This is a genomic window from Larkinella punicea, assembly GCF_003334855.1.
Classification (GTDB): Bacteria; Bacteroidota; Bacteroidia; order Cytophagales; family Spirosomataceae; genus Larkinella; species Larkinella punicea.
Genome location: NZ_QOWE01000027.1, coordinates 1 through 20,586 on the forward strand (window position 1 = coordinate 1; position 20,586 = coordinate 20,586).

General features: G+C 52.6%; 15 protein-coding genes. 4 read left to right on the forward strand and 11 right to left on the reverse strand.

What is annotated here, in order from left to right; genetic code table 11:
* The 9 genes from DUE52_RS26460 to DUE52_RS26500 all read right to left on the reverse strand — a co-directional run.
* On the reverse strand, positions 1-562 hold a 562-nt coding region (locus tag DUE52_RS26460), incomplete at its 3' end, for a RagB/SusD family nutrient uptake outer membrane protein (protein ID WP_170315710.1).
* A gap of 32 nt (positions 563-594) precedes the next feature.
* Positions 595-3,774, reverse strand: coding sequence for a SusC/RagA family TonB-linked outer membrane protein (locus DUE52_RS26465; protein WP_114409099.1), 3,180 nt, complete (start codon positions 3,772-3,774; stop codon positions 595-597).
* 521 nt (positions 3,775-4,295) lie between these two features.
* Positions 4,296-5,801 (reverse strand): DUF4384 domain-containing protein, encoded by a 1,506-nt coding sequence (locus DUE52_RS26470; protein WP_114409100.1) that lies wholly within the window; start codon positions 5,799-5,801, stop codon positions 4,296-4,298.
* A 75-nt stretch (positions 5,802-5,876) separates the two neighbouring features.
* On the reverse strand, positions 5,877-7,283 hold the full coding sequence (locus DUE52_RS26475; RefSeq protein WP_114409101.1) for a caspase family protein: 1,407 nt from the start codon (positions 7,281-7,283) through the stop codon (positions 5,877-5,879).
* Entirely contained in the window at positions 7,280-8,401 is a 1,122-nt protein-coding gene (locus tag DUE52_RS26480) for a caspase family protein (protein ID WP_114409102.1), read from the reverse strand. The genes DUE52_RS26475 and DUE52_RS26480 overlap by 4 nt, the downstream gene beginning before the upstream one ends.
* Positions 8,402-8,465: 64 nt before the next feature.
* Complete coding sequence (locus DUE52_RS26485) at positions 8,466-9,203, reverse strand: hypothetical protein (RefSeq protein ID WP_114409103.1); 738 nt, start codon at positions 9,201-9,203, stop codon at positions 8,466-8,468.
* 14 nt (positions 9,204-9,217) lie between these two features.
* A complete protein-coding gene (locus DUE52_RS26490; protein WP_114409104.1) occupies positions 9,218-10,009 on the reverse strand; it encodes a LamG domain-containing protein in 792 nt (263 codons plus the stop codon).
* A gap of 254 nt (positions 10,010-10,263) precedes the next feature.
* Positions 10,264-11,754 carry a glycoside hydrolase family 130 protein gene (locus DUE52_RS26495; protein WP_170315712.1) on the reverse strand — a complete coding sequence of 497 codons (1,491 nt, stop codon included), beginning with the start codon at positions 11,752-11,754 and terminating at the stop codon, positions 10,264-10,266.
* 103 nt (positions 11,755-11,857) lie between these two features.
* Complete coding sequence (locus tag DUE52_RS26500) at positions 11,858-14,158, reverse strand: glycosyltransferase family 4 protein (RefSeq protein ID WP_114409105.1); 2,301 nt, start codon at positions 14,156-14,158, stop codon at positions 11,858-11,860.
* Positions 14,159-14,462: 304 nt separating this feature from the next.
* Between DUE52_RS26500 and DUE52_RS26505 the strand changes: the two genes are divergently transcribed.
* Positions 14,463-16,823 carry an efflux RND transporter permease subunit gene (locus DUE52_RS26505; RefSeq protein ID WP_114409106.1) on the forward strand — a complete coding sequence of 787 codons (2,361 nt, stop codon included), beginning with the start codon at positions 14,463-14,465 and terminating at the stop codon, positions 16,821-16,823.
* Between the two features lie 118 nt (positions 16,824-16,941).
* On the opposite strand, the gene DUE52_RS26510 is transcribed toward DUE52_RS26505, so the two are convergent.
* Complete coding sequence (locus DUE52_RS26510; RefSeq protein WP_114409107.1) at positions 16,942-17,244, reverse strand: DUF4286 family protein; 303 nt, start codon at positions 17,242-17,244, stop codon at positions 16,942-16,944.
* 157 nt (positions 17,245-17,401) lie between these two features.
* On the opposite strand from DUE52_RS26510, the gene DUE52_RS26515 reads away from it, so the two are divergent.
* The 3 genes from DUE52_RS26515 to DUE52_RS26525 all read left to right on the forward strand — a co-directional run bounded on the left by DUE52_RS26515 (position 17,402) and on the right by DUE52_RS26525 (position 19,680).
* A complete protein-coding gene (locus DUE52_RS26515; RefSeq protein ID WP_114409108.1) occupies positions 17,402-17,863 on the forward strand; it encodes a cytochrome B in 462 nt (153 codons plus the stop codon).
* 78 nt (positions 17,864-17,941) lie between these two features.
* On the forward strand, positions 17,942-18,439 hold the full coding sequence (locus tag DUE52_RS26520) for a hypothetical protein (RefSeq protein WP_114409109.1): 498 nt from the start codon (positions 17,942-17,944) through the stop codon (positions 18,437-18,439).
* Positions 18,440-18,507: 68 nt separating this feature from the next.
* Positions 18,508-19,680 (forward strand): glutathionylspermidine synthase family protein, encoded by a 1,173-nt coding sequence (locus tag DUE52_RS26525; RefSeq protein ID WP_114409110.1) that lies wholly within the window; start codon positions 18,508-18,510, stop codon positions 19,678-19,680.
* A gap of 4 nt (positions 19,681-19,684) precedes the next feature.
* Here DUE52_RS26525 and DUE52_RS26530 read toward each other — a convergent pair whose 3' ends face one another.
* A complete protein-coding gene (locus DUE52_RS26530) occupies positions 19,685-20,482 on the reverse strand; it encodes an SDR family oxidoreductase (protein WP_114409180.1) in 798 nt (265 codons plus the stop codon).
* Positions 20,483-20,586: the final 104 nt, after the last annotated feature.

Below are 20,586 nucleotides of genomic sequence, written 5' to 3' on the forward strand. Positions count from 1 at the left end.
CTTCCTGGGAAGCACGGGCGGGCTGGAAATCTTCCGAAGTGGCCGTTTGCGGTTTGGTAATCAAAGGAATGTCACCCCACAGACGAACCGCCGTAAAGTACGCAGAAGCGCGCAGAAACCGGGCTTCGCCCAGAATCTTGGTCTTCTGGGCATCCGGCATGGGCGTAATGGCGGGCACGCGGTCGAGCACCTGGTTGGCCTGCGCGATGACTTTAAAAAGCCCGTTCCAGTAGTTGACCACATGGGCGGTGTTGCCGTCGTGAACCAGCCCGTAGAGGTTGTTCAAATCCGAGTTCTGGGCGGTTTCGGTGGTCGAGGTGCCGGTGAGGGCTTCGAGCAACTGCCAGTTGGAAGAGAAGATCCCGGCCCCGTCGCCCATGAACCGCAGGTCGGCGTATACCGAAGCCAGGGCGGCTTCGGCGTGGTCAGGAATGGTATAAAAATTGTCGGGGGTTAGGTTGGAGGGTGCCTGCTCATCGAGGAAATCGGAACAACCCACCGGACCCAGCAGCACCGCCCCCAGCAGGGCGATTTTGCTCACTTTATTAACTATATGTTTCATCGTCAACTGTCTTTTTGAATACGTTTAATCAATTAAAACCCAATCTGCAGACCGAACATGTAGGTCGTCGGTTTCGGATAGTTGTGCCAGATCATCCCTTGAGAGAAGGCGCTGTTGCCATCACCCTGGTTGGTCGGGGTCACTTCCGGGTCACCTACGATTTTGTCGTCAACCAGCAGGAAGAAATTCTGCACGGTAGCGTAAGCCCGCAGGCGGTTCAGTTTGAGTTTGTTGGTTACGTTGCTCGGGAAGGTGTAGCCGAACAGCAGGTTACGCCCCCGCAGGAATGAACCATCCTTGATCCAGTGGCTGTCTACGTTGGTTACATAACCAGCGCGGGTATCCCGGATTTCAGCGATCATCGTATTCTGGTTGGTCGGCGTCCAGGCGTTCAATACCGAGGTGTAGCTGTTGGCCAGTGCCTGGCGGTCTTCGCTCGGGTGCAGGTTCATCAACATGACGTCGTTACCGTAGGAGAACTGCAATTCCAGCGTCAGGTCGAAGTTTTTGTAGCGGAAGTTGTTGGTCATGGCACCCCATGATTTCGGGCTACCGTTACCGATGATGCTCCGGTCGGCATCCGTGATGGCGCGGTCGCCGTTCACATCCAGGTACTTGATGTCACCCGGCAGCATGGTCAGACCGTTACGGTAGCTGGTGAAACGGGCGGCTTCTTCGCGCTCGGCTTCACTCCAGGTACCCAGACGCGTCAGCCCCCAGAACGACCCGACCGGCTCACCGATGCGGATGATGTTGGTTGGGTTGGTGAAGTTCGGACCACCTACGTTGAAGATGTCCGAAGGCGTCGCCAGGGCCAGTACTTTGTTGCGGTTAAAGGAAACGTTGAAGGTCGTGTTCCACTGGAAACCACCCGCGTCGATGTTGACCGTGTTCAAACCAAATTCAAAGCCTTTGTTTTCCATTGAACCCACGTTCCGGCGAATCGTTGCGTAACCACTCGTACGTGGTACCGGCGCATCCAACAGCATGTCGGTGGTTTTGCGATAGTAGTAATCCGCTTCCAATGAAATCCGGCCTTTCAGCAAGCCCAGTTCCACACCAAAGTCAGTTTGAGCGGTTTTTTCCCAGCGCAAATCCGGGTTAGCCAAACGGCTCAAACCCGTGCCCGAAACGCGTGCATCACCATAAATGGTCGCATAGTTGGAGCTAAGCAGCGACAGTGAGGAATAAGCCGGAATTTCGGAGTTCCCCGTCAAACCAAAGCTCGTCCGCACTTTCAGGTTCGAAATAATCGAGTTTCCTTTCAGGAATTCCTCTTCCGATGCCCGCCAGGCCAGAGCCGCCGAGGGGAAGAATGCGAATTTGTGGTTTTCCCCAAATTTCGAAGAACCATCGGCCCGACCGGTAACCGTGAACAGATATTTCTCCATCAGGCTGTAGTTCACCCGACCGAAATACGAGTTAAATGCCGAACGGGAAGCGCCTGACCCTACACCGGGGTTGGTGGCACCTGCACCAAGGTTGTTATACTCGAAATAATCGGTAGCGAAGTTGTTGACAGCCGCACTGATGCTGAACACATCCGTTTCCTGCCACGAAATCCCCAACAGGGCGTTGATGGCGTGTTTTTCGTTGATCTGCTTGTTGTAGGTCAGGTAGTTTTCCAACGACCAGAACGTTTCTTTCCGGTTGCTGGCCGATGCGTTACCGTTACCACCGATGTTCAGCGTCCGGGTTTGCGACTGGTTGTTTTCCTGGGTTTGCACGTTGGCACCCAAAATCGTCCGCATTTCCAGTCCTTTCGCCAGCGTGATGTTGGAATACAGGCTACCGATCGTCGTCTGGGTGTTCAGAATGTATTTCCGACCCATCAGGCGGTGAACTGAGCTCATGGTTCCTTCCGCAAACGGAAAATCCCGGTTGTTGGCGTAGGTTCCGTCTTCGTATTTAACCGGCAGGAACGGGAAATCTTCCACAATCTGACGGGCAACAGCATCACCCTGATCCACAATGTTTTCCGACTGGTTGTTGTAGCTCAAAGTACCCCCGATTTTCAACCAGGATTTCACCTGATCGTCGATCGTAAACCGGCCTGAATACCGTTTCATGTAGGAAGTCTTGATCAACCCCTGGTCATCGCGGTAACCGAGCGAAACCGAGTACTGCGTGCGGTCGTTACCCCCGCTGAAACCCAACTGGTGGTTTTGCGACAGTTTATTTTGAGTCGATTCTTCCAGCCAGTTTGTATCAAACTTGGGGCTTCCATCGGAATTCCAGACGCGGGGGTCGATCCGGCGCAGTTTAGGGTTCAGATACGCCCACTTGCCAGCCGCCCAGCCGACGGGATCGTATTTGGCCATGTTGGCCCAGGCCAGATCTTCCACCGCCATATACTGAGCCGTGTTCAATACTTCCGGCCGGTTGGGTCCGATGGTGTTCACGCTGAAATCGACGTTGTAAGTCACCTGACCTTCACCCGATTTCCCTTTTTTCGTTGTTACCAGGATAACCCCGTTCGCACCCCGCGCCCCGTAAATGGCGGTTGAGGAGGCATCTTTCAACACTTCCACCGAAACGATGTCGTTCGGGTTGATGTAGTCGATGGCCGAGCTGAACTGGTTCTGGTTCCCTTGTGGCAGCATCACACCGTCGACCACATAGAGCGGGTTGTTCGAGGAGTTGATGGAGCTAAACCCGCGAACGCGGATGGTGGTCCGACCGCCGGGACGACCCGAGTTGGTGTTGACCTGCACACCCGGCATCCGGCCCGACAACGCCTGCGTCAGCGAAGCCGCCGGACGTTCCTTCAATTCGGCTTCTTTCACCGAACCGACAGCACCCGTCAAGTCACTTTTCTTCGCCGTACCGTAACCGATAACGACGATTTCTTCCAGCACTTTGTCATCATTTTTCAGGCTGACATTCACGGAAGTCTGTGTTCCTACATTAACTTCCTGAGACAGATACCCCACAAATGAAAAAACCAGGGTGGCACCATTATCCGGAATTTCGATCTTGTAAAGACCATTCGCATCCGTCACCGTACCCCGTTGGGTACCTTTCAAAACAATACTCACACCCGGTAAAGGAGAACTTGACTCATCGGTCACCTTGCCGGAGAGAGTTCTGTCAACCGTACTGACTGCTAACGTGTTTTTCGATGAAGTGCCCGTGTTAGGATCTTTCGCTGCGAGAGCGACATTCGTGCAGACAAAAGCCAGCAGGAGTTGAGGAATGGATAATCTCATCATCCTGACAAGCCGGGCTTGCGGTAGTAAGAGTTTTACCATAGATGTTGTGAACCGTTGACACGGCGGTTTATTAGAGTGGTAGAATTAGTAAGAAAGAAATGTGATTATCTTTTGCAAAACTAATAAATAGTAAGGTTCTAATTGCCTACGATTAGTCACTATTAATAAAAAATATTAATAAATTAATAGTAGCCGTTTCATTTGAAATTTTGAATCCAATTTATTTTATTTCCGGACAGCGTATTAATAGACTGAAACCGGTCTCTAAACACCAATAAAATCGCTACTATACTATTTATAATCAAACACTTAACAAAAAAGAAAAACAGACTATCACTGTTCGTCTCTCATTCGGCCAGGTTTGCTTTTATCCACATTTTACTTGAATGTACACCATAGTATAACGAACTTTTTTACTTAGTAATCAAAAAAAAATACCTTTTTACTCCCTCATTTGTCAGGGGTCAGGAGCGTTTTGACCGGGCAAATGGGGTCTAATGGACTCTAAAAATCACGTCTGTTCATTTCGAAACCGTCCGTGTCGTGATCTGAATCCGATCTTCGGCAACTGAATTTGGGGCCATAGTACACCGCAGAGCCCTTAGCATTTCGGCCAGTGAACCCACCAGAATGCCATAACCATTCTCCTGTCGCAGATACAATCGCGGTGCTGGTTTGGTCGGAATCGGGCAAAAAGCGGTTTGGCTGGCATACGCCAGCAGGTATTCCGTTCCGAAAGGTTCCGCGCAGACAAACGACGCATCCGGCGCAATCCGAACATACTGATTCACCTGATCTGCCTTGATTTCGAAATCATTTTCCAGCAGGGTTTTCGTGCCATCCGCCAGCACATACACCAGCCGCAAATGACACGGGCGGTTTACCCGCGCTTCGATCGAGATCTGATTCCCCGGCCAGTATTCGACCCCGGTCCGGCCCCGGTCCGTTCGGATTTCCACCGTCAGTGGCGTTGGCCCAATGACGGAATGCTGCCGGATCGTATCCTGCACGGCCAGCACCCGCTGGTATTGCTCCGGTTTCAGCCGAAGGTTTTGCCCGCTGATCCAGGCCAGCGGCAACGCGGTATTCTCTATTTTTGCCACAACCCGGTTTGCGCGGGCATCAAACACCTCCGCGACGATTTGCAGGTTGTTCAGATCTTCCCGGTAATAGCCCCGAATCCACAGCAACGAGTCGGCACTTTGCATCGACAGAACGACCTCCACAGCCGCCTGTTTTTGAAGACAACTGTGCAGCGTGGCAAAAATCCGGTCCGATAACGGGTCGTTGATCCCGCAGCGGTCGTAGGTAAACCGGTCCAGAGCCAGGCGGGTACAACCGGCCGGAATCACTTTTTTTAAGTTCTCCGTTAGCGCCGATAGGGTTGTGAACAGGTCATTTTCGTTTTTCTCAGCCTGTTCCAGATCGTCCGGTTTCAAGGCAAAGGCGTCGGATGGCCACGCGTCTACTTTGGTGATCCCGGCAATTTTGAACGAATGAAATGCATTCAGTGCCGGGTCGAACACAAACCTAATCCGAAATTCGACCCGATTTTGAAACAGAAACGCCTTTCCCTCCTTTCCCACACCCTGCGCCCGTTTCTCGACGTATAGACTGATGAACGACAAACCGTCTTGCGTTCGACTGATCCGGTAACGAGCCTCATCCAGCGTCAGGGTGTTGGTTACCGGTTTCCCGGACGAAAAAATGCGGGTATCTTTCACGTATTCCTCGACAGTGGTGTAGGCATTGGAACCCGGTCGAAATTCATTGTACACCAGCACCTCCCGGTTCCGAAAAGCATCTTTCAGCAAGCCGTTGAGCTGGCTTTGCAACACCTCAAACGGCTGATTGGCCTCGTAGTGCGTCAGTACCTCCAGATTGGTTAGATAGCGGTCGCGCACCAGCCGACGGGCGTTATCGGCAATTTTCAGTTGGTCAGCCCGCGAGTACGTCTGCGCCACCGCCGATCCAAACGCAGCGAAGACACTGAAAAACAGGATGATCCGAAAAATCGCTTGATTCATTTTGGAGGTGAGCGATGCGTGTAACGGACTTTCCCGATTACGGGCGTCTGTCTGCCTTTTTTTTCGTCTTTATTCTCATTTCTTATTCCCGCTTCCAATCCCTTTTTCCGCAAGTCTGACATCCCCCAGCAGCACCGTCCAGCGGTTTTCTTCGTAGAAAGGGTCTTTCCGGGATTGCAGATCGACCGCCATCTGCTTGGCGGTTTTGGCCGCATAAACAAGCTGTCCTTTCGGATTAAAAGCCTGAAAATGTTGAAAGTACGTCGCCGTGGTTTCATAACCGCTGACGGTTTTTTCCCAGTCGGCCACCAGCGCCAGATCATAAAACGCAATGTTGATGTCGAAATACCGCTTCTCCAGGTTTTTCAACCGCCGGAGGTAAATCGCGATCGGGTAGGTTTTCACCGCCGTTTTGGGATTAGACGAACCGACCTGCATGGTGGCATCGTTCAAAAACAACAGCAGGGCATTTTCAATGGCCAGTTCCCGGATGTTGTCCTGTTGCTCAGGATCGGCAATAACCGATAAATACCGCTGAAATTCGTTCACTTTCTGTTCCGTTAACGCCCGGAAATCAAGGAGTTGCTGTTCGGTAAGGTGGTTTTCCTCCACCACGCCCTCCCGGTTCAGCAAGGGTTGTTCCGGCGACGAATACACCGTCAGCCGCCCCGCCGACTGCCGGGTTTCGCGCAGGTTGGCTTCATACAGCGATTGTTTGAAACGCGTGGCGATGTAGCGGGACAATTGCGTCTGGGTGTTTTTCAGCACGGTTTCCCACGACAGATCCGCTCCCGAACGAGCCGCCACCTCCAGCATTTCATCGAACGCGCGCGTATAGAAACTGCCCGAATCCGGGTGCGCACAGGCTTCCTGCGGGGGACGGCTGCTGGCAATCAGGACGTCGCCGGTGACGTCCAGCAGAAGTTTCCGGTATGCCCGATTCAGGGAATCGTTAGTCAATACCAGTGGTTTCGGCGGAATCCGTTTACGCCCGGTGGTGCGGGTGGCATCGATCACTTCGTTGCAACAATCCCCCAGGGTAATACACAACCGCGCTCCTTTCTTTTTCAACTGGGTATGAATGCTCAACAGGCCCGGATTCTGCCCGGCCAGGGCGTCCTCTTTTTCCAGCATCAGAATCGGAAACCGATCGGTGCGGTTTTTCAGGTTGTAGCCGTGGCCGGTGTAGTACAGAAAAAGAATGTCGTTCGGTTGGGGGCTGATTTCCTGCAACACGGCCTGGAGCTTTTTTTGGCCGAAATCATCCTGGGCCACAATCCGTTCGTCCAATGAATACTGAATAGCTGCCGCCATCTGAACAAATTGCCGGTGCATCACGTCCATGTCCCGTTTGCAGGCATCGATCAAAACCGGGTCTTTGGTGTCGGCCACCACAATGGCATAAAACGTCTGAGCCTGGCCGAACGTACTGAAAATCAGCCAAAACAGAACCGTCAGCGTTGGACAACCACCTGTTTTCATGGCATTTGAAAGAAAAATTTTCCCCGCAACCGGCCCTCGATGTAGGGTGGCTGTTTGAAACCGCGTTCTTCCAGTCCCCGATCGATCCGGTCGACCATCTCAAAAATATCGACGTTGGGCTGGCCGATGTGTTTGACCAGTTCGCTCGTAAAAAGCCCATTTTCTTCGTTGCCATCGTAAGCAGCTTTCCCCGGTTCGGTGGCGTAGATAATCAACGTTCCGACGGCGGGCTGAACGGTCGCAAAAACCGGTTCTCCCGCGCCCCGGTGCCACGACCGGTAGGGATTGTTCCGGCAGGCATCCCAGAAAATCACATTCGATCCCTTCGGATTGGTGCCAGCCATTCGGGCCACGAGCCTCCGCAGCGGGTAACACTCAAACTCGACATCCGGCTCGGCGGTCGGGTCGGCATCCACCGGCTGCACGTAGTTTTCGCCGTTGACCATCAAACCATGTCCGGCGTAGTAGAAAAGCCCGATGTTGTGGTTTCCTAATTCGGCCAGAAAGGTATCGAAACTTGTTTTCAGCTCCCGAAGTGGCAGATTTTCTTTGTAGGTGACCGCAAATCCCAGGCTTTCGAGTTGCTTTTTTACCGCTTTGCCATCGTTTGTCGGATTTTTGAGCGGGTATTTCGAATACTTTCCGTTGGCAATGATGAGCGCCAGCCGTTTGGGGGCCGTCGACTTGACGGCAATCTCCGTCTTTTCGGGTTCGTTGATAATCAGCCGCGTCTCCGACGTGGTCGTTCCGGCGGCATTGGTGGCCACGACATAGACCTCATTGGCACCGCTCACCAGTTGAATTTCTGCTGCGTATTCCGTACCGCAGGCCACTTTGATGATACCCCGTTGTAAGCCGTTGATTTCTTTGTCGTTGTGAAAGAACAGAAGTTTAGTAACGGGCTCTGCCGATTCGATGCAGACACTCAGCCGGTAAACCGATTTTGACTCCGAAACCCGCCGGGCCAGCGGAGTCCGCCAGGTGATGCGTGGCGCAACGGCGGGCGGTTTCGTCAATTTCACCCAATCGCTCTGTGCCGAAACCGCCGGAGGCTGCTGGGCCATTCCGGTTCCGGAGATGATCAGAAAGAGGAGCAGAGAATGTAGCGTGTTTTTCATGAGTGATGGTCCAAAACCCGGTACAGAGCATATCTTCAAAAAGACAAAAGGTTATCAGCGGTTTTTAAAACCGCATCGAAATCCCCAGGGTTGGCGTCGTTCCCACCCAACCGGCCACGACATTCCGGACGGATGCCCGCTTTTTCTTCCCATTTTTCATCCCCTTCAACACCGTATACGCCACATCGACGGCCCAAACCACAGCCGCTACCCGCGTTGCCACCAGATACCGGTGATGGTACTGCGTCGCCTGGTTGTAATACGGTTCCGCCTGTTGTTCGCCGGTCTGGCTTTCGTAGGTCCGATAAGTCTGTTTCGACCGGCTGCGTTGCACCAGACCGTAGGCAAGCAACCCGCCGTAGGTTGCCGTGATGACCGGTCGCCAGCCGATTTTCCGATTGGTCTGAACCAGTATGGTTCCCAGACCGGGTACCAGCGCCGAAAGCAGCGCATTGGCAGGACCTCCACCCGAAACCGGCTGTATCATCGGTTTGGCCAGAACCGTAACCCGAATCTCATCGTCGATGGTCACCCCATCCAGGCGGTAATCCCAGTAGATCGTTTGGTTGGGTCCGGACGAAACGCCTTTCCCAACGGCTCCGGTCACGGTTTTGGGCTTGAAAAACCCACTCCGGCGGCTTTCCACCTGAATGTATACCGAATCGGTAGCGATCAGATTGGCCACATCGTAGATGATTTTCACCCGCTGCGTATCCAGTTCGACGCGAACGTTGGAAACCGCCAGCCGGGCATTTCCCGGAGGTTGCCCGTAGGCGGTGCCGGTCAGAAGGAGGGCGAGCAAAAGTAGGAGCCGGTTCACTGCTGGTAGAGGGCTTTAATTTCAGATTCCGTCAAGGCGCGGTTGTAGATGCGGATGTCGTCCATCATCCCGCTAAATTGATTCAGATCACCCTCCCAGGCCACACCAAACCGCAACGGGCTCCCCGAACAGGCGTCGATCGGGCCATCCTTGAATTCGGTATTGGAAATTTGCTTTTGCCCGTTCAGGTAAAAAGTACCGGTTTTGCCTTCAAAAACAGTGACGATGTGTACCCACTGATTCAGTTGAAAGCCTGGATCAAAATACAAAACCCGCTTTTTGGTTTTGTCCTCCTGCTCACAATTGCCGTCCTGCTCAATATCCGCAATGATCTCGTACCCCGTTGTCGAACCGGTCGTGTAAGGCGGGGTAATTCGCGCCGTGTACTGGTTGTTGACGTTGTCTTTAAAAATCGCTTTCGAATAAATCTGGGTCGTCGACGTAACCCGCTGCGGTTTTATCCATAAGCTGATGGACAGGACCGACGGCCGCAGCAGCACATGGTCGGGAATTTCAAAATAGTCGTCGATACCGTCCAGCAACAGGGCTGAATTTTCGTTCGATTTCCGATCCAGTCCGTACGTGGCGCCATTTTTCAAGACACCGTGCAGGTTGTTTCCACTGGCATCGAGCGTGCTGCCGTTGAGTGGATAGTAGCCTACCGGCCCCGTTGCCACTGCAAATTGTTTACGCGGCAATACCCAGGCATCACAACTCAAGCCCAGCACGGCCACCCAAAGCCAGCAAAGCGACTTTAGCGTTTGGTTGCCAATGAATTGCCTGATCATAAGATGGTTACGGCCCGTTTTTCTATCAGTGCCTAATGTACTGCAAAATAACAGATAATACCTATTTTATCTTGTAATCAGACAACAATTTAGATACAGTCTATTTCCTGTAAAAACAAAAAACCGCCCCTGGCGTACGGGCGGTTTTTCATATCGATAAGTTCACTCGAACGATGAGGTGATTGGCCGCGTGCCAACGGCACTTATTCAACTCATTATAAACTATTTAATCTCATAGTTTGCATTAAGTTATCTTACAAACTTTGTTCTTCGACGTTTACTTCGACCTGCTTCTGGCTGCCGGTCAGTTCATTCAGAAGTTCCTGAACATTGACGGTGGCAAAGCTGCTGGCGTAGTCCGACATGGCATAGGGAATGATGAGTTCATTGCCGTTGATCAGGCCCCCGCAACTGTACACGACATTCGGTACGTAGCCTTCGCGTTCGTTTTCGTCGGGACTCAGCAACGGTTCGGTCAGGCGGCCGATCACTTTGCCGGGATCGTTCAGATCGAGCAAAAACGCACTGATGGCGTATTTCCGCATTGGCCCAACGCCGTGACTCAACACCAGCCAACCAGCCTCGGTTTCGATGGGCGATCCGCAGTTGCCGAGTTGAACAAACTCCCAATGGTAGGTCGGTTTCAGCAATATTTCCTTCGTTTGCCAGAAATAGAGGTCATCCGAATACATGATGTAAATGTTCTCGCCGTCCTGACGGGAAAGCATCACATACTTCCCGTTGATTTTCCGGGGAAACAATGCCATACCCTTGTTTTGCACCTCGGCTCCGTTTAACGTGCTGATGCTGAAGTGGGTAAAGTCCCGGGTGAGCAGCAATTGCGGAAAGGTAACCTGGCCATTGTAGGCGGTATAGGTGGCGTAATACGTCACTTCGCCGTCGTCTTCGACAAACCGTACGAAGCGGGCATCTTCAATTCCGTTGGTTTCATTGGGCGATGTGGGAAAAATACACCGCTCGTCCAGGCTCTGGTCTTCGTCAAAATCCAGCTCGTAATTGGAGCGGGCCAGCGTACGCAAACTGCTCGCAATGGCCTCGTATTCAGCGTGATGCCGGTATTGGCTCAGAACGCGTTTCAGCCGGTCTTCCATTTCTTCCAGCGCAAACTCCTCGCCCAAACCGGTCATCATCATTTCCGATATGGGATTTGATAACCGTAGTTCGTAGAGTTTCCGTTCAAACTGCGCCCGGTTGAACCGGTGGTTCGGCACAATTTCCGGAGAGGTAACGTAGCGGGACGGTTTTCGCAGGATGATCTTGCTGTCCTGATCAATGTAGCCCATGCGGAAGGTGATCGACGAAATGTGACCTTCGCCCGTCGCCCGCATGCTCAGAATAAACCGTTTGAAACCCGGCGGAACATTGGTCTGGTCGGGGTGCCACACCATCGACGGATTGAACAAAGCCGCCGATTCCAGCGAGTATTCCATGGTGAAATACGCGCCCAGCAGCAATTTCCGCTCCAGCGTCAACGGTTCGTCGGTGAGGAGCTGGGATTTAATGTGGTTGAAGCGTTTCAGAAAAAACCGCTCCAGTTTGTAATGCCGACTGCCAAATTCACGAATCACCTCGCCTAACTTACGCTCGGCTTCCTCTTCAGTCATGGCATTGACCCGGGCAATAATTTTCAAGGTTCGCGTTGAGCTACTGTGTTCAAAAGGGCGAAAAAGAACGCGCGTTGGGTCAGGACGCAGTACAATGCCGGTACGGGTTGCCTTTATCATAAGTACTAAAAGGTTGACAGACAGCAGGTTTATGGAATGAGGGAATGAACGTCTGTTTTTGAAGCAGTGCGTTTCATTCCCTCAGTGTCTCTGCCTTCAACGTTTAAACTAACAAGGTTAGTGCCGTATTTGCAATTTCAGCGTCGGAAATTTGTTTTTGGGTTAAATGCAGTTCGGTCAGCGCCATTAAATACGCCAGCGTCGATTCGGCCCCCTGGTTCTGGTTGACCCGGTCGACGTGCAAACCGTCGCGGCAACCACCCGTGTTGGGATCATAAACCGATAGACCCAGATCGTTATGGCCGGTAAACCACTTGAATATCTTCGTGGCCCGTTTCAGCCAGACGGCTTCGCGGGTGATCCGGTAGGCCGCCAGACAGGCCGAAACCGACCCCTGAACTTCCACCGGCTGCTGATCGAAATACGCCCGTTTTCCGCCTTTGGTATAAAAACCGTTGGAACCAATCGGCTGAAAATAACCGGTGCTGGCGATTCCGTTGCCCGTCATCTGCAAACTGATCAGCCATTCCAGTGTTTTAAGGCCCAGATCGGTCACCTTCGCGTCTTGCAACGTTTCTCCGGCGCAAATCAGCGCGTGGGATAATTTCGCATTGTCGTAGGTCAGATAGCCTTCAAACCACGGCCAGTCTTTGGATTTTCCGTCCTGATACCGGAGCAGTAATTTATCCACCAACTGCTGTAAAATGGTTTTTACCAGCCGGTCATTCGCAAAGCGTTTGAGGTACTCACAGGCGCCCATGATGCCGAAAGCCCAGGCCCGTGGTGAGGGCAGGTCGACCAGCGAGGGAAGTGCCTGGTGTAAAATCGGCATCGCCCAGGTAATCAGGTTTTTATCGACCGAACGACCGACACAGGTTCCCAGCGCCCAGATGGCGCGGCCCGTGCTGTCGTCGGAGCCCACTTCTTCAAGCCAATGGCGGTCGTAGCTCATAAAATTCCGAAACTGACCCCGTCCCTGCAGGTAAGCATAGTTGAGGAAAGCCGCAAAATCGTCGGTGAGCTTGGCCAGTTTCCGATCGCCCATACCGGCTTCTTCCACCATCACGGTCAGAATCAGCGCGCGGGCGTTGTCGTCGGTGCAATAGCCTTCTTCGTAGTGCGGCAAATGGTAACGGGCGTGTTGAATAATTCCCGTCGAATCGGTCAGACGATACAGGTGGTCGAGCCGAATCGGCGGTAATTTGTAGGTCCCTCCCCCATTGCCATTCAGCAACGCCAACGGACTTCCCGGCAACGCTATCGGCTGCTGACGCGCCTGAACGAACGCCTGAACGTAGCGTTCCATCACGCGTTCCCAGATCATACTGCGCCCGAGCATATACGCTTTTTTGCGCATCCCGTGCCGTAATGGCTCGTCACTCATCAGCTTGATAATGGCATCGGCAACCGCTTCCGAGTCGTTGAACGGCACCAGAACGCCCCGGCCGTCGGCCAGCAATTCTTCAGCGTGCCAATACGGAGTCGAAACCACCGCCTTGCCACATCCGAAAGCGTAGGAAAGCGTTCCGGACGTAATCTGCGCCGGATTCAGGTAGGGCGTGATGTAGATATCAGCCGCGCCCAGAAACTCGATCAGATTGTCCAGTTCAACGAACTGATTGAAAAACAGCACGTTATTTTTGACACCACAGTCGGCGGCCAGCTTTTTCAGACTGTCCCGATACACTTCACCCTGATCCCGGATGAGGTTGGGGTGCGTCGCGCCCAGCACGATGTAGACGGTATTCGGAAACTGGTCGACAATGCGGGGCAACGCCTTGATGACGTTTTCGATGCCCTTGTTGGGCGACAGCAATCCGAAGGTTAGCAGCACCTGCTTGCCTTCGATGCCAAACCGGTCTTTGTGAAAATGCGGATCGACAAACGGCATATCGGGAATCCCGTGGGCAATGACGTCGATTTTATCTTCGGGAACCTCATAAATATCTTTCAGAAACTGACGGCCTTTTTCGGTCATCACCACCACCCGCGCCGACAGATCGGCGATGGTTTTCAGCACCATGAGCTGGTCCTGATCCGGATTGCGCAACACGGTATGAAAGGTCGTTACCACCGGCATCGTCAGATTCCGGAGCAGGGTCAGAATATAGTTACCCGCCGTTCCACCGTAAATACCGTATTCGTGCTGCAGGCAGACGACTTCGGTATTCATGGAATTCAGAAATTCGGCGGCTTTTTTGTACGAATTCAAATCGTGCTGGTAAAATTCATACCGTACCTCGTCCGGATAATCGTAGCCCTCCGGCACATCGTTGACCGACACGACCATCGCCGACGATTCCGGGTAATACGTTGTAAATGATTTGTATAAGTCAGATGTAAAAGTGGCAATCCCACACTTGCGAGGGAGATAATCGCCTATAAATGCCACACTGGTAGGCATGTGCACACCAGGGGATACGTTTTGTAAGGTAGCAAGATTCATAATTATTCGTGGAAATAATGGTATAGAAATAACCCTGGCGCACTTGTAATTTAACTAAGCAAAGAATGACCGACTTTTTATGTGTGGACGCTAACTGATTAACTCCAAATAGCACGACTTGTTTAATTTATTTACGGGAGAAGTTATCCTGGACCCGGTTTTGTTAGAACAGCAACCAACAGCAAAACTGAACGTTCGACCTTCGTTTTCAAAAACACACCCAAATTTTGTACCTTGCGCGCTTAACTTCTGTTCTGGCTTGATGTTCTGGCACCGCGTTTCGGATTTCATCTTAAAAAATCGCATTCTCCTGCTCATTGTCATTTTCGTAGGGACGGTATTCATGGCCTATCAGGCCACCCGCATCCAGCTTTCCTACGAAATTGCCCGGATTCTTCCTTCCAACGACCCCGACTTTGAACTCTACGAATCGTTTAAAAAACGGTTTGGCGAAGACGGCAGCGTGATGGTCATCGGAATTGAAACACCTAACCTCTATACGTTACCGGTTTTCAAGGGCTGGTATGCGCTGAATCAGGCCATTAAGAAATCGGACGGCGTTCAGAATGTGTTGTCGGCCGCCAGTCTATTCCACATCGTCCGCAACGACAGCATCAAACAGTTCCAGTTTTTGCCCCTCGTCCCTCAACCGCCCACCACGCAGGCCGAGGTAGACAGCATTCGTTTAAAAGTGGCTAATCTGCCTTTTTACAAGGGGTTTGTTTCCGACAGTGCCGGTCGCTCGCACCTGATGGCCGTCACGTTCGACCAGAAGAAACTGAACACCAAAGACCGCATCGGGATTGTTCTGGAGATTGAGAAGAAAGTAAGAGCCTTCGGGGCCACGTATAACATCCCGGTTCATATGTCGGGTATGCCCTACATCCGCACCAAATTTACCGGCAAAGTCAGCAACGAAATGGTGTTGTTCATGGCGCTGGCGTTCGGCGTAACGGCCATCATTCTGCTCTTTTTCTTCCGGTCCATTGTGGCGGTTCTGGCGGCCATCAGCATCGTCGGGGTGGGTGTGGTCTGGTCGCTGGGCTTTCTGGTGCTGTTTGGCTACAAAATCACGCTGCTGACCGGTTTACTGCCGCCCCTGATCATTGTCATCGGTATTCCGAACACCATCTTTCTCATCAATAAATATTTCGAAGAATTCAGCCACCACGGCGACAAAATTCGGGCATTGAATACCGCCACGGAAGCTATCGGTGAAATGACGTTCTTTGCCAACGTCACCACCGCCATCGGGTTTTTTGTTTTCTATTTTGCCAGCAGCCCGATGTTGGCCCAATTTGGTTTGGTAGCTTCGCTGGGGGTTGTTGTGACTTACGCCCTGTGCCTGGTGCTGATTCCGATCGTTTTCGGCTATCTGCCCGAACCGTCGTCGCGGCAGCGGGGACATCTGGAAAGCCGCTGGGTGGTTTCGTTTCTGAGTTGGGTCAATCACACGGTTCACCACCGCCGTCGGGCGATTTATGCCTTTATCGGTATTCTGGTGATCGTCAGCCTGATCGGGGCCATGCGCATTCAGGCGGTTGGATACGTGGTCGATGATTTGCCGAAGAACGACCCGATTTATACCGATCTGAAATTTTTCGAGAAAAACTTCCGGGGCGTTCTGCCTTTCGAAGTGTCCATCGACACCCGCCAGCCGGGCCGGGTTTTAACACCCCAGACGCTGACCAAAATGCGGCTTTTGCAGCGAGAGTTTGAAAAGTATCCCGAGTTTACCCGCCCGCTGTCGGTGGTCGAAGCCGCCAAATTTCTGTATCAGGCGTATCGCGGGGGCGACCCGAAATATTACGTCCTGCCCGGTGCGCTGGAAATGGCAAAAGTGGCCAGCTATGCGCCCCAGATGAAAGGAAAAGCCAATCTGTTCAAAGGATTTATCGACAGCACGAGCCGCTACACTCGCGTGAGTTTTCAGATGGCCGACGTGGGTACGGTGCGCATCCGGGAGTTGCTGACCACTCTGCAACCCCGGGTCGATTCCATTTTTAACATCGACCGCGAAACCGGCAAACGCGTTTCCAACGGCGACATGTACGACGTCCGGCTGACGGGCAGCAGCAGCATTTTCACGAAAGGCAACGAGTACCTGGTGGATAACCTGAAGGAAAGCGTGTATCTGGCGGTAATTCTGATTACTGCCTTGCTGGCACTTTTACTCCGCGACGTCCGAACGATCATCATCTGCTCGCTGCCCCGCATTGTTCCGCTGATCATCACGGCGGGGATCATGGGCTATTTCGGCATTCGGCTCAAACCGTCGACTATCCTGATTTTTAGTGTTGCGTTTGGGATTGCGTCCGACGGCACGATCTATTTCATCGCCCGGTATCGCGAAGAACTCCGGCGGGGTCTCAGCATTTCCAAGGCCATTACCAACACCATTCACCAGGCCGGTATCAGCATGATTTACACGGCCTTTATCCTCTTCGCCGGTTTCGCCATTTTTGCCTTCTCGACCTTTCAGGGAACCGTGGCGCTGGGCGTTCTGGTGTCGATCACCCTGCTGATGGGCATGGCCGCCAACCTGATTCTCCTCCCCGCCTTCCTGCTCTCGCTCGACAAACGCAAGAGTCGGAAGGAGCTTTTGAACAACGAAGCCGTTTGAGGGGAGAAAAAAGAATGTTAAATGTAAAATGATGAACGCTGAATGTAAAAGTGTTTGGACGCGCCAGCCAACTTTTACATTTAACATTCATCATTTTACATTTATTATTCTTTTCTTTTCAAACTTCCTCCAGCAAACTCTGGAACGAGACATACTGATTCCCGAATCGTTCCTGGATTTTGTCCATCAGTTCATCGCCGTGGTATTTCTGAAAGCGGTAAAAATCCAGTTTGATTCGAAAGGAATACTGGAAGGTGTACGTCGCACCGTTGTTATCGACTTCCGTGAGTAAATGCAAAATTTTGTGGCTCAGTGGCAGGCCGGTTGCCATCACCGCCGGCACGTGTTCGGCCTTCATCCAGTGTAACCACTCCCGCTCAACGGTTTTGTCAATGTTAATCGTCAGGTTGTAAAGAATCATACGTTAGAGATAAGAGAAGAGACAAGAGAGCAACGAAAGAGTCTCTCCATCCGGATGCAACCGCAATTTCGTGCTTTTTGTCGGTAATCTTGCGGCTATTCTCATTCGTCTTAGCCACAAATGTTGTTTCTTTGCTCCAGACAAACTTACTCACTCTATGTTTTACAATATACTGGTTCGTGCCCACTCGGGCCTTCGCTGGGTTGTATTGATTCTGTTGCTTGCCGCCATTGTCACCGCATTTCGGAAATGGCAGGGCCGCGATGAATACACACCGGGCAATAACAAACTGTACCTCTTCACCTTAATTGCCACGCACACGCAGTTTCTGATTGGTTTGATTTTGTATTTTATCAGCCCCAAAGTGCCTCTTTTTGAGGGAGGAATCGATATGGGCACCATCATGAAAACAGCGCTGTACCGGTTTTACACCATCGAGCACATTACCGGAATGCTGATTGCCGTGGTGCTGATCACGATTGGTCGCTCCAAATCACGCCGGATCAGCGGGCCTGTTCAGAAACACCGGACGGTTTTCATCTTTTTTGGATTGGGACTGCTGGCCATCCTGATTTCGATCCCGTGGCCCTTCCGCATTCCCGGCGCAGGCTGGTTTTAAAACACCCCCAACCCCCTAAAGGGGCTTTTCATCCGGCAAAAGCCCCTTTAGGGGGTTGGGGGCAAAAAACATTAATCCATGCATCCCGCATCCCAGCACCGAACCATCCTGAACTGGATTCAGCCTTCCGACGCTGAACGGTACGAGATTTATTCGGAACTGGGACTACCACAGGCGGTTTTAACCATCGAAGCACACCAGCACGCGACGCTCGACTCCCGTTTTGGCAGCTACTGCATTCGGCGGCAGACGCCAGCCACCACCATTGCCGTGACCGACGCGGGCGGATCATCCATTGCCACCATTCGCTCCGGCTGGTGGGGACGCCTTTCCCTGACCTTTGACGACGGGCGCGAACTGCGCTTCAACTCCTCCAGCGTGTTTCGCAGCCGCTGGCTCTGGAGCAGTGCCGACGGTGATCCCCGGGCCGTTGTGCAACGCAACCGGATTTTCTTCGCCCCCGAATGGCCCATTCGCGAAGGGCTGTCGGCCCTGCTGGCCGGTCTATCCATTTACTTTATCGTCACCCGACCTAAATCAATATTCGGTTTTCGGTTTTCAGTTTACGGCGGCTGACGCATTTTTTTGTAAGCGTGCGACAGCCCCCGAAAACCGTAAACTGAATATCGTAAACCACATCAACTATGATAAACACCCGCTCTTTACCGGTTTCACCGGAACCGCAACTCCGCAACATTGGCTGGAACTGGATGCTCGGAACTGACACGCTGTCGTACCTGACCAACGAAGTCGTTGTCGTGAGCCCGGCCGAAGCCGATGCCTTTTATGAAGCCGGAAATCAGTTGTTTACCATGCTGGTGGAGGCCGGGCAGCACGTCATCGACACCAACCGGTTCAGCGAACTGGGAATTCCGGACAACCTCATCGACCTGATCAAACTATCCTGGAGCGACGACCGGCACATTCAGCTTTACGGCCGTTTCGACCTCGCGGGCGGTATCGACGGCCAGCCCATCAAACTGATCGAGTTCAATGCCGACACGGCGACCTGCATTCCTGAAACGGCGGTGGTTCAATACGCCCACCTGAGGGCCAACGGCCTGGACGAAGAACAGCAGTTCAATTCCGTTTACGAAACGCTGGTGGAGCAATTCCGCGACATCCTGCTGCACAACGAAGACAAACAACCGACACTGTTGCTATCCGCCATGCGCGGTTTCCCGGAAGACGACAGCAACCTGGCGGTTTTGGGCGAAGCGGCCCGGGAAGCCGGTTTTACAGTCGAATTCGAGTACATCGACAAGGTAGAATTTTCGGTCGATGAAGGTATTTTCAAGCAAAATCCGGAGAACGGGCAATTCGACAAGTTTGATTTCTGGTTCAAGCTGGTGCCCTGGGAATACATCGGCCACGAGGAATCCGACCTGGCGCACATCCTGACCGAAGCCGTGCGCCGTCGGCAGGTGGTGATCCTCAATCCCGCGTATTCGCTCCTGTTTCAGTCGAAGTACATTCTAAAGATTTTGTGGGAATTGTATCCGTTTCACCCTTTGCTCCTGAAAACCGACACCCAACCCCTCACCGACCGGATGTACGTCGAGAAAGTGTTGTTTGGTCGCGAAGGGGCCAACGTCCGCATTATGGACGAGCAGGGGCGCGTGCAGGCCGAAGCCGATGGAGACTATGACGACTACCCAAAAATCTACCAGGAATACGTGGAGCTACCCACCGACGGAACCGGCAAACGCTACCAGGCCGGGGTGTTTTACGTCGGCGAAAGCTGCGGTTTGGGTTTCCGGCGCGGGGGAGCTATTTTGGACAATGGCGCGCAGTTTGTCGGACATCTGATCGGCTAACCGATCAACCCATCAGCAACGACTCCCCGCCGTCGATCCAGATGGGTGTGCCGGTGATGTGGCTGGCCCGGTCGGAAGCCAGAAACGCGACCACTTCGGCCACCTGCTCACTGGTGCCGGGTTCGCCGTCCGTCAGCGGAATGACGCCTTCCGGAAATTCGACCGGTTCCCGGGCCGACTCCAGTTTGCGTTTTTCGGTGCTGTCATTGATGGCGGTATCAATGGCGCCGGGGCAAACAACATTCACCCGGATGCGATGTTTGGCGAGTTCCAGCGCGGCCATTTTCGCAAAGGCCAACTGACCGGCCTTGGTGGTTGAATAAGCCGTGGCACCCGTATTGCTAAAAATCCGCGTACCGTTTACCGAAGCCGTGATGATGACAGAACCGCCTTTTTCTTTCAGCATGGGAATGGCGTATTTGACGGTCAGAAACGTGCCGCGCAGGTTAATATTCATGGTTTTGTCCCACTCGTCCGGCTCCAGATCTTCGATGGGCGCCCAGACGCCGTTAATACCCGCATTGGCAAAAACGATGTGCAAACCGCCGAATTGGCTTTTGATGGCTTCAAATGCCTTTTGCATGTCCTCCGGTTTTGAAATGTCGGCCAGCAAAGCGATGGCTTCTCCTCCCTCCTGCTGAATTTCCTGCACGGTTTCCTGCAACTCGCTGTCCGTTCGGCCCAAGGCCACCAGTTTTGCGCCGTTTCGGGCCAGTAGCAGGGCTGCCGCCTTTCCAATTCCCGAACCGGCACCGGTTACCAGTGCTACTTTTCCGGTAAATTCCTTATCTTGACTCATCATGTTGCCAATCAATTACGTTTCTCCTGACTTATCTACCTGTACTTCGTCCTTTTTGTTAGAAAATTCAGCAAATTCTTTCCAAATTCTCCAGTAAATGCATCGTT

What these genes read in the sequence shown, in the direction of transcription:
- DUE52_RS26465 (WP_114409099.1), bottom strand. Translation starts at nt 3,774, where the DNA reads ATGATGAGATTATCCATTCCTCAACTCCTGCTGGCTTTTGTCTGCACG.
- DUE52_RS26470 (WP_114409100.1), bottom strand. Translation starts at nt 5,801, where the DNA reads ATGAATCAAGCGATTTTTCGGATCATCCTGTTTTTCAGTGTCTTCGCT.
- DUE52_RS26475 (WP_114409101.1), bottom strand. Translation starts at nt 7,283, where the DNA reads ATGAAAACAGGTGGTTGTCCAACGCTGACGGTTCTGTTTTGGCTGATT.
- DUE52_RS26480 (WP_114409102.1), bottom strand. Translation starts at nt 8,401, where the DNA reads ATGAAAAACACGCTACATTCTCTGCTCCTCTTTCTGATCATCTCCGGA.
- DUE52_RS26490 (WP_114409104.1), bottom strand. Translation starts at nt 10,009, where the DNA reads ATGATCAGGCAATTCATTGGCAACCAAACGCTAAAGTCGCTTTGCTGG.
- DUE52_RS26495 (WP_170315712.1), bottom strand. Translation starts at nt 11,754, where the DNA reads ATGATAAAGGCAACCCGTACCGGCATTGTACTGCGTCCTGACCCAACG.
- DUE52_RS26500 (WP_114409105.1), bottom strand. Translation starts at nt 14,158, where the DNA reads ATGCCTACCAGTGTGGCATTTATAGGCGATTATCTCCCTCGCAAGTGT.
- DUE52_RS26505 (WP_114409106.1), top strand. Translation starts at nt 14,463, where the DNA reads ATGTTCTGGCACCGCGTTTCGGATTTCATCTTAAAAAATCGCATTCTC.
- DUE52_RS26510 (WP_114409107.1), bottom strand. Translation starts at nt 17,244, where the DNA reads ATGATTCTTTACAACCTGACGATTAACATTGACAAAACCGTTGAGCGG.
- DUE52_RS26515 (WP_114409108.1), top strand. Translation starts at nt 17,402, where the DNA reads ATGTTTTACAATATACTGGTTCGTGCCCACTCGGGCCTTCGCTGGGTT.
- DUE52_RS26520 (WP_114409109.1), top strand. Translation starts at nt 17,942, where the DNA reads ATGCATCCCGCATCCCAGCACCGAACCATCCTGAACTGGATTCAGCCT.
- DUE52_RS26525 (WP_114409110.1), top strand. Translation starts at nt 18,508, where the DNA reads ATGATAAACACCCGCTCTTTACCGGTTTCACCGGAACCGCAACTCCGC.
- DUE52_RS26530 (WP_114409180.1), bottom strand. Translation starts at nt 20,482, where the DNA reads ATGATGAGTCAAGATAAGGAATTTACCGGAAAAGTAGCACTGGTAACC.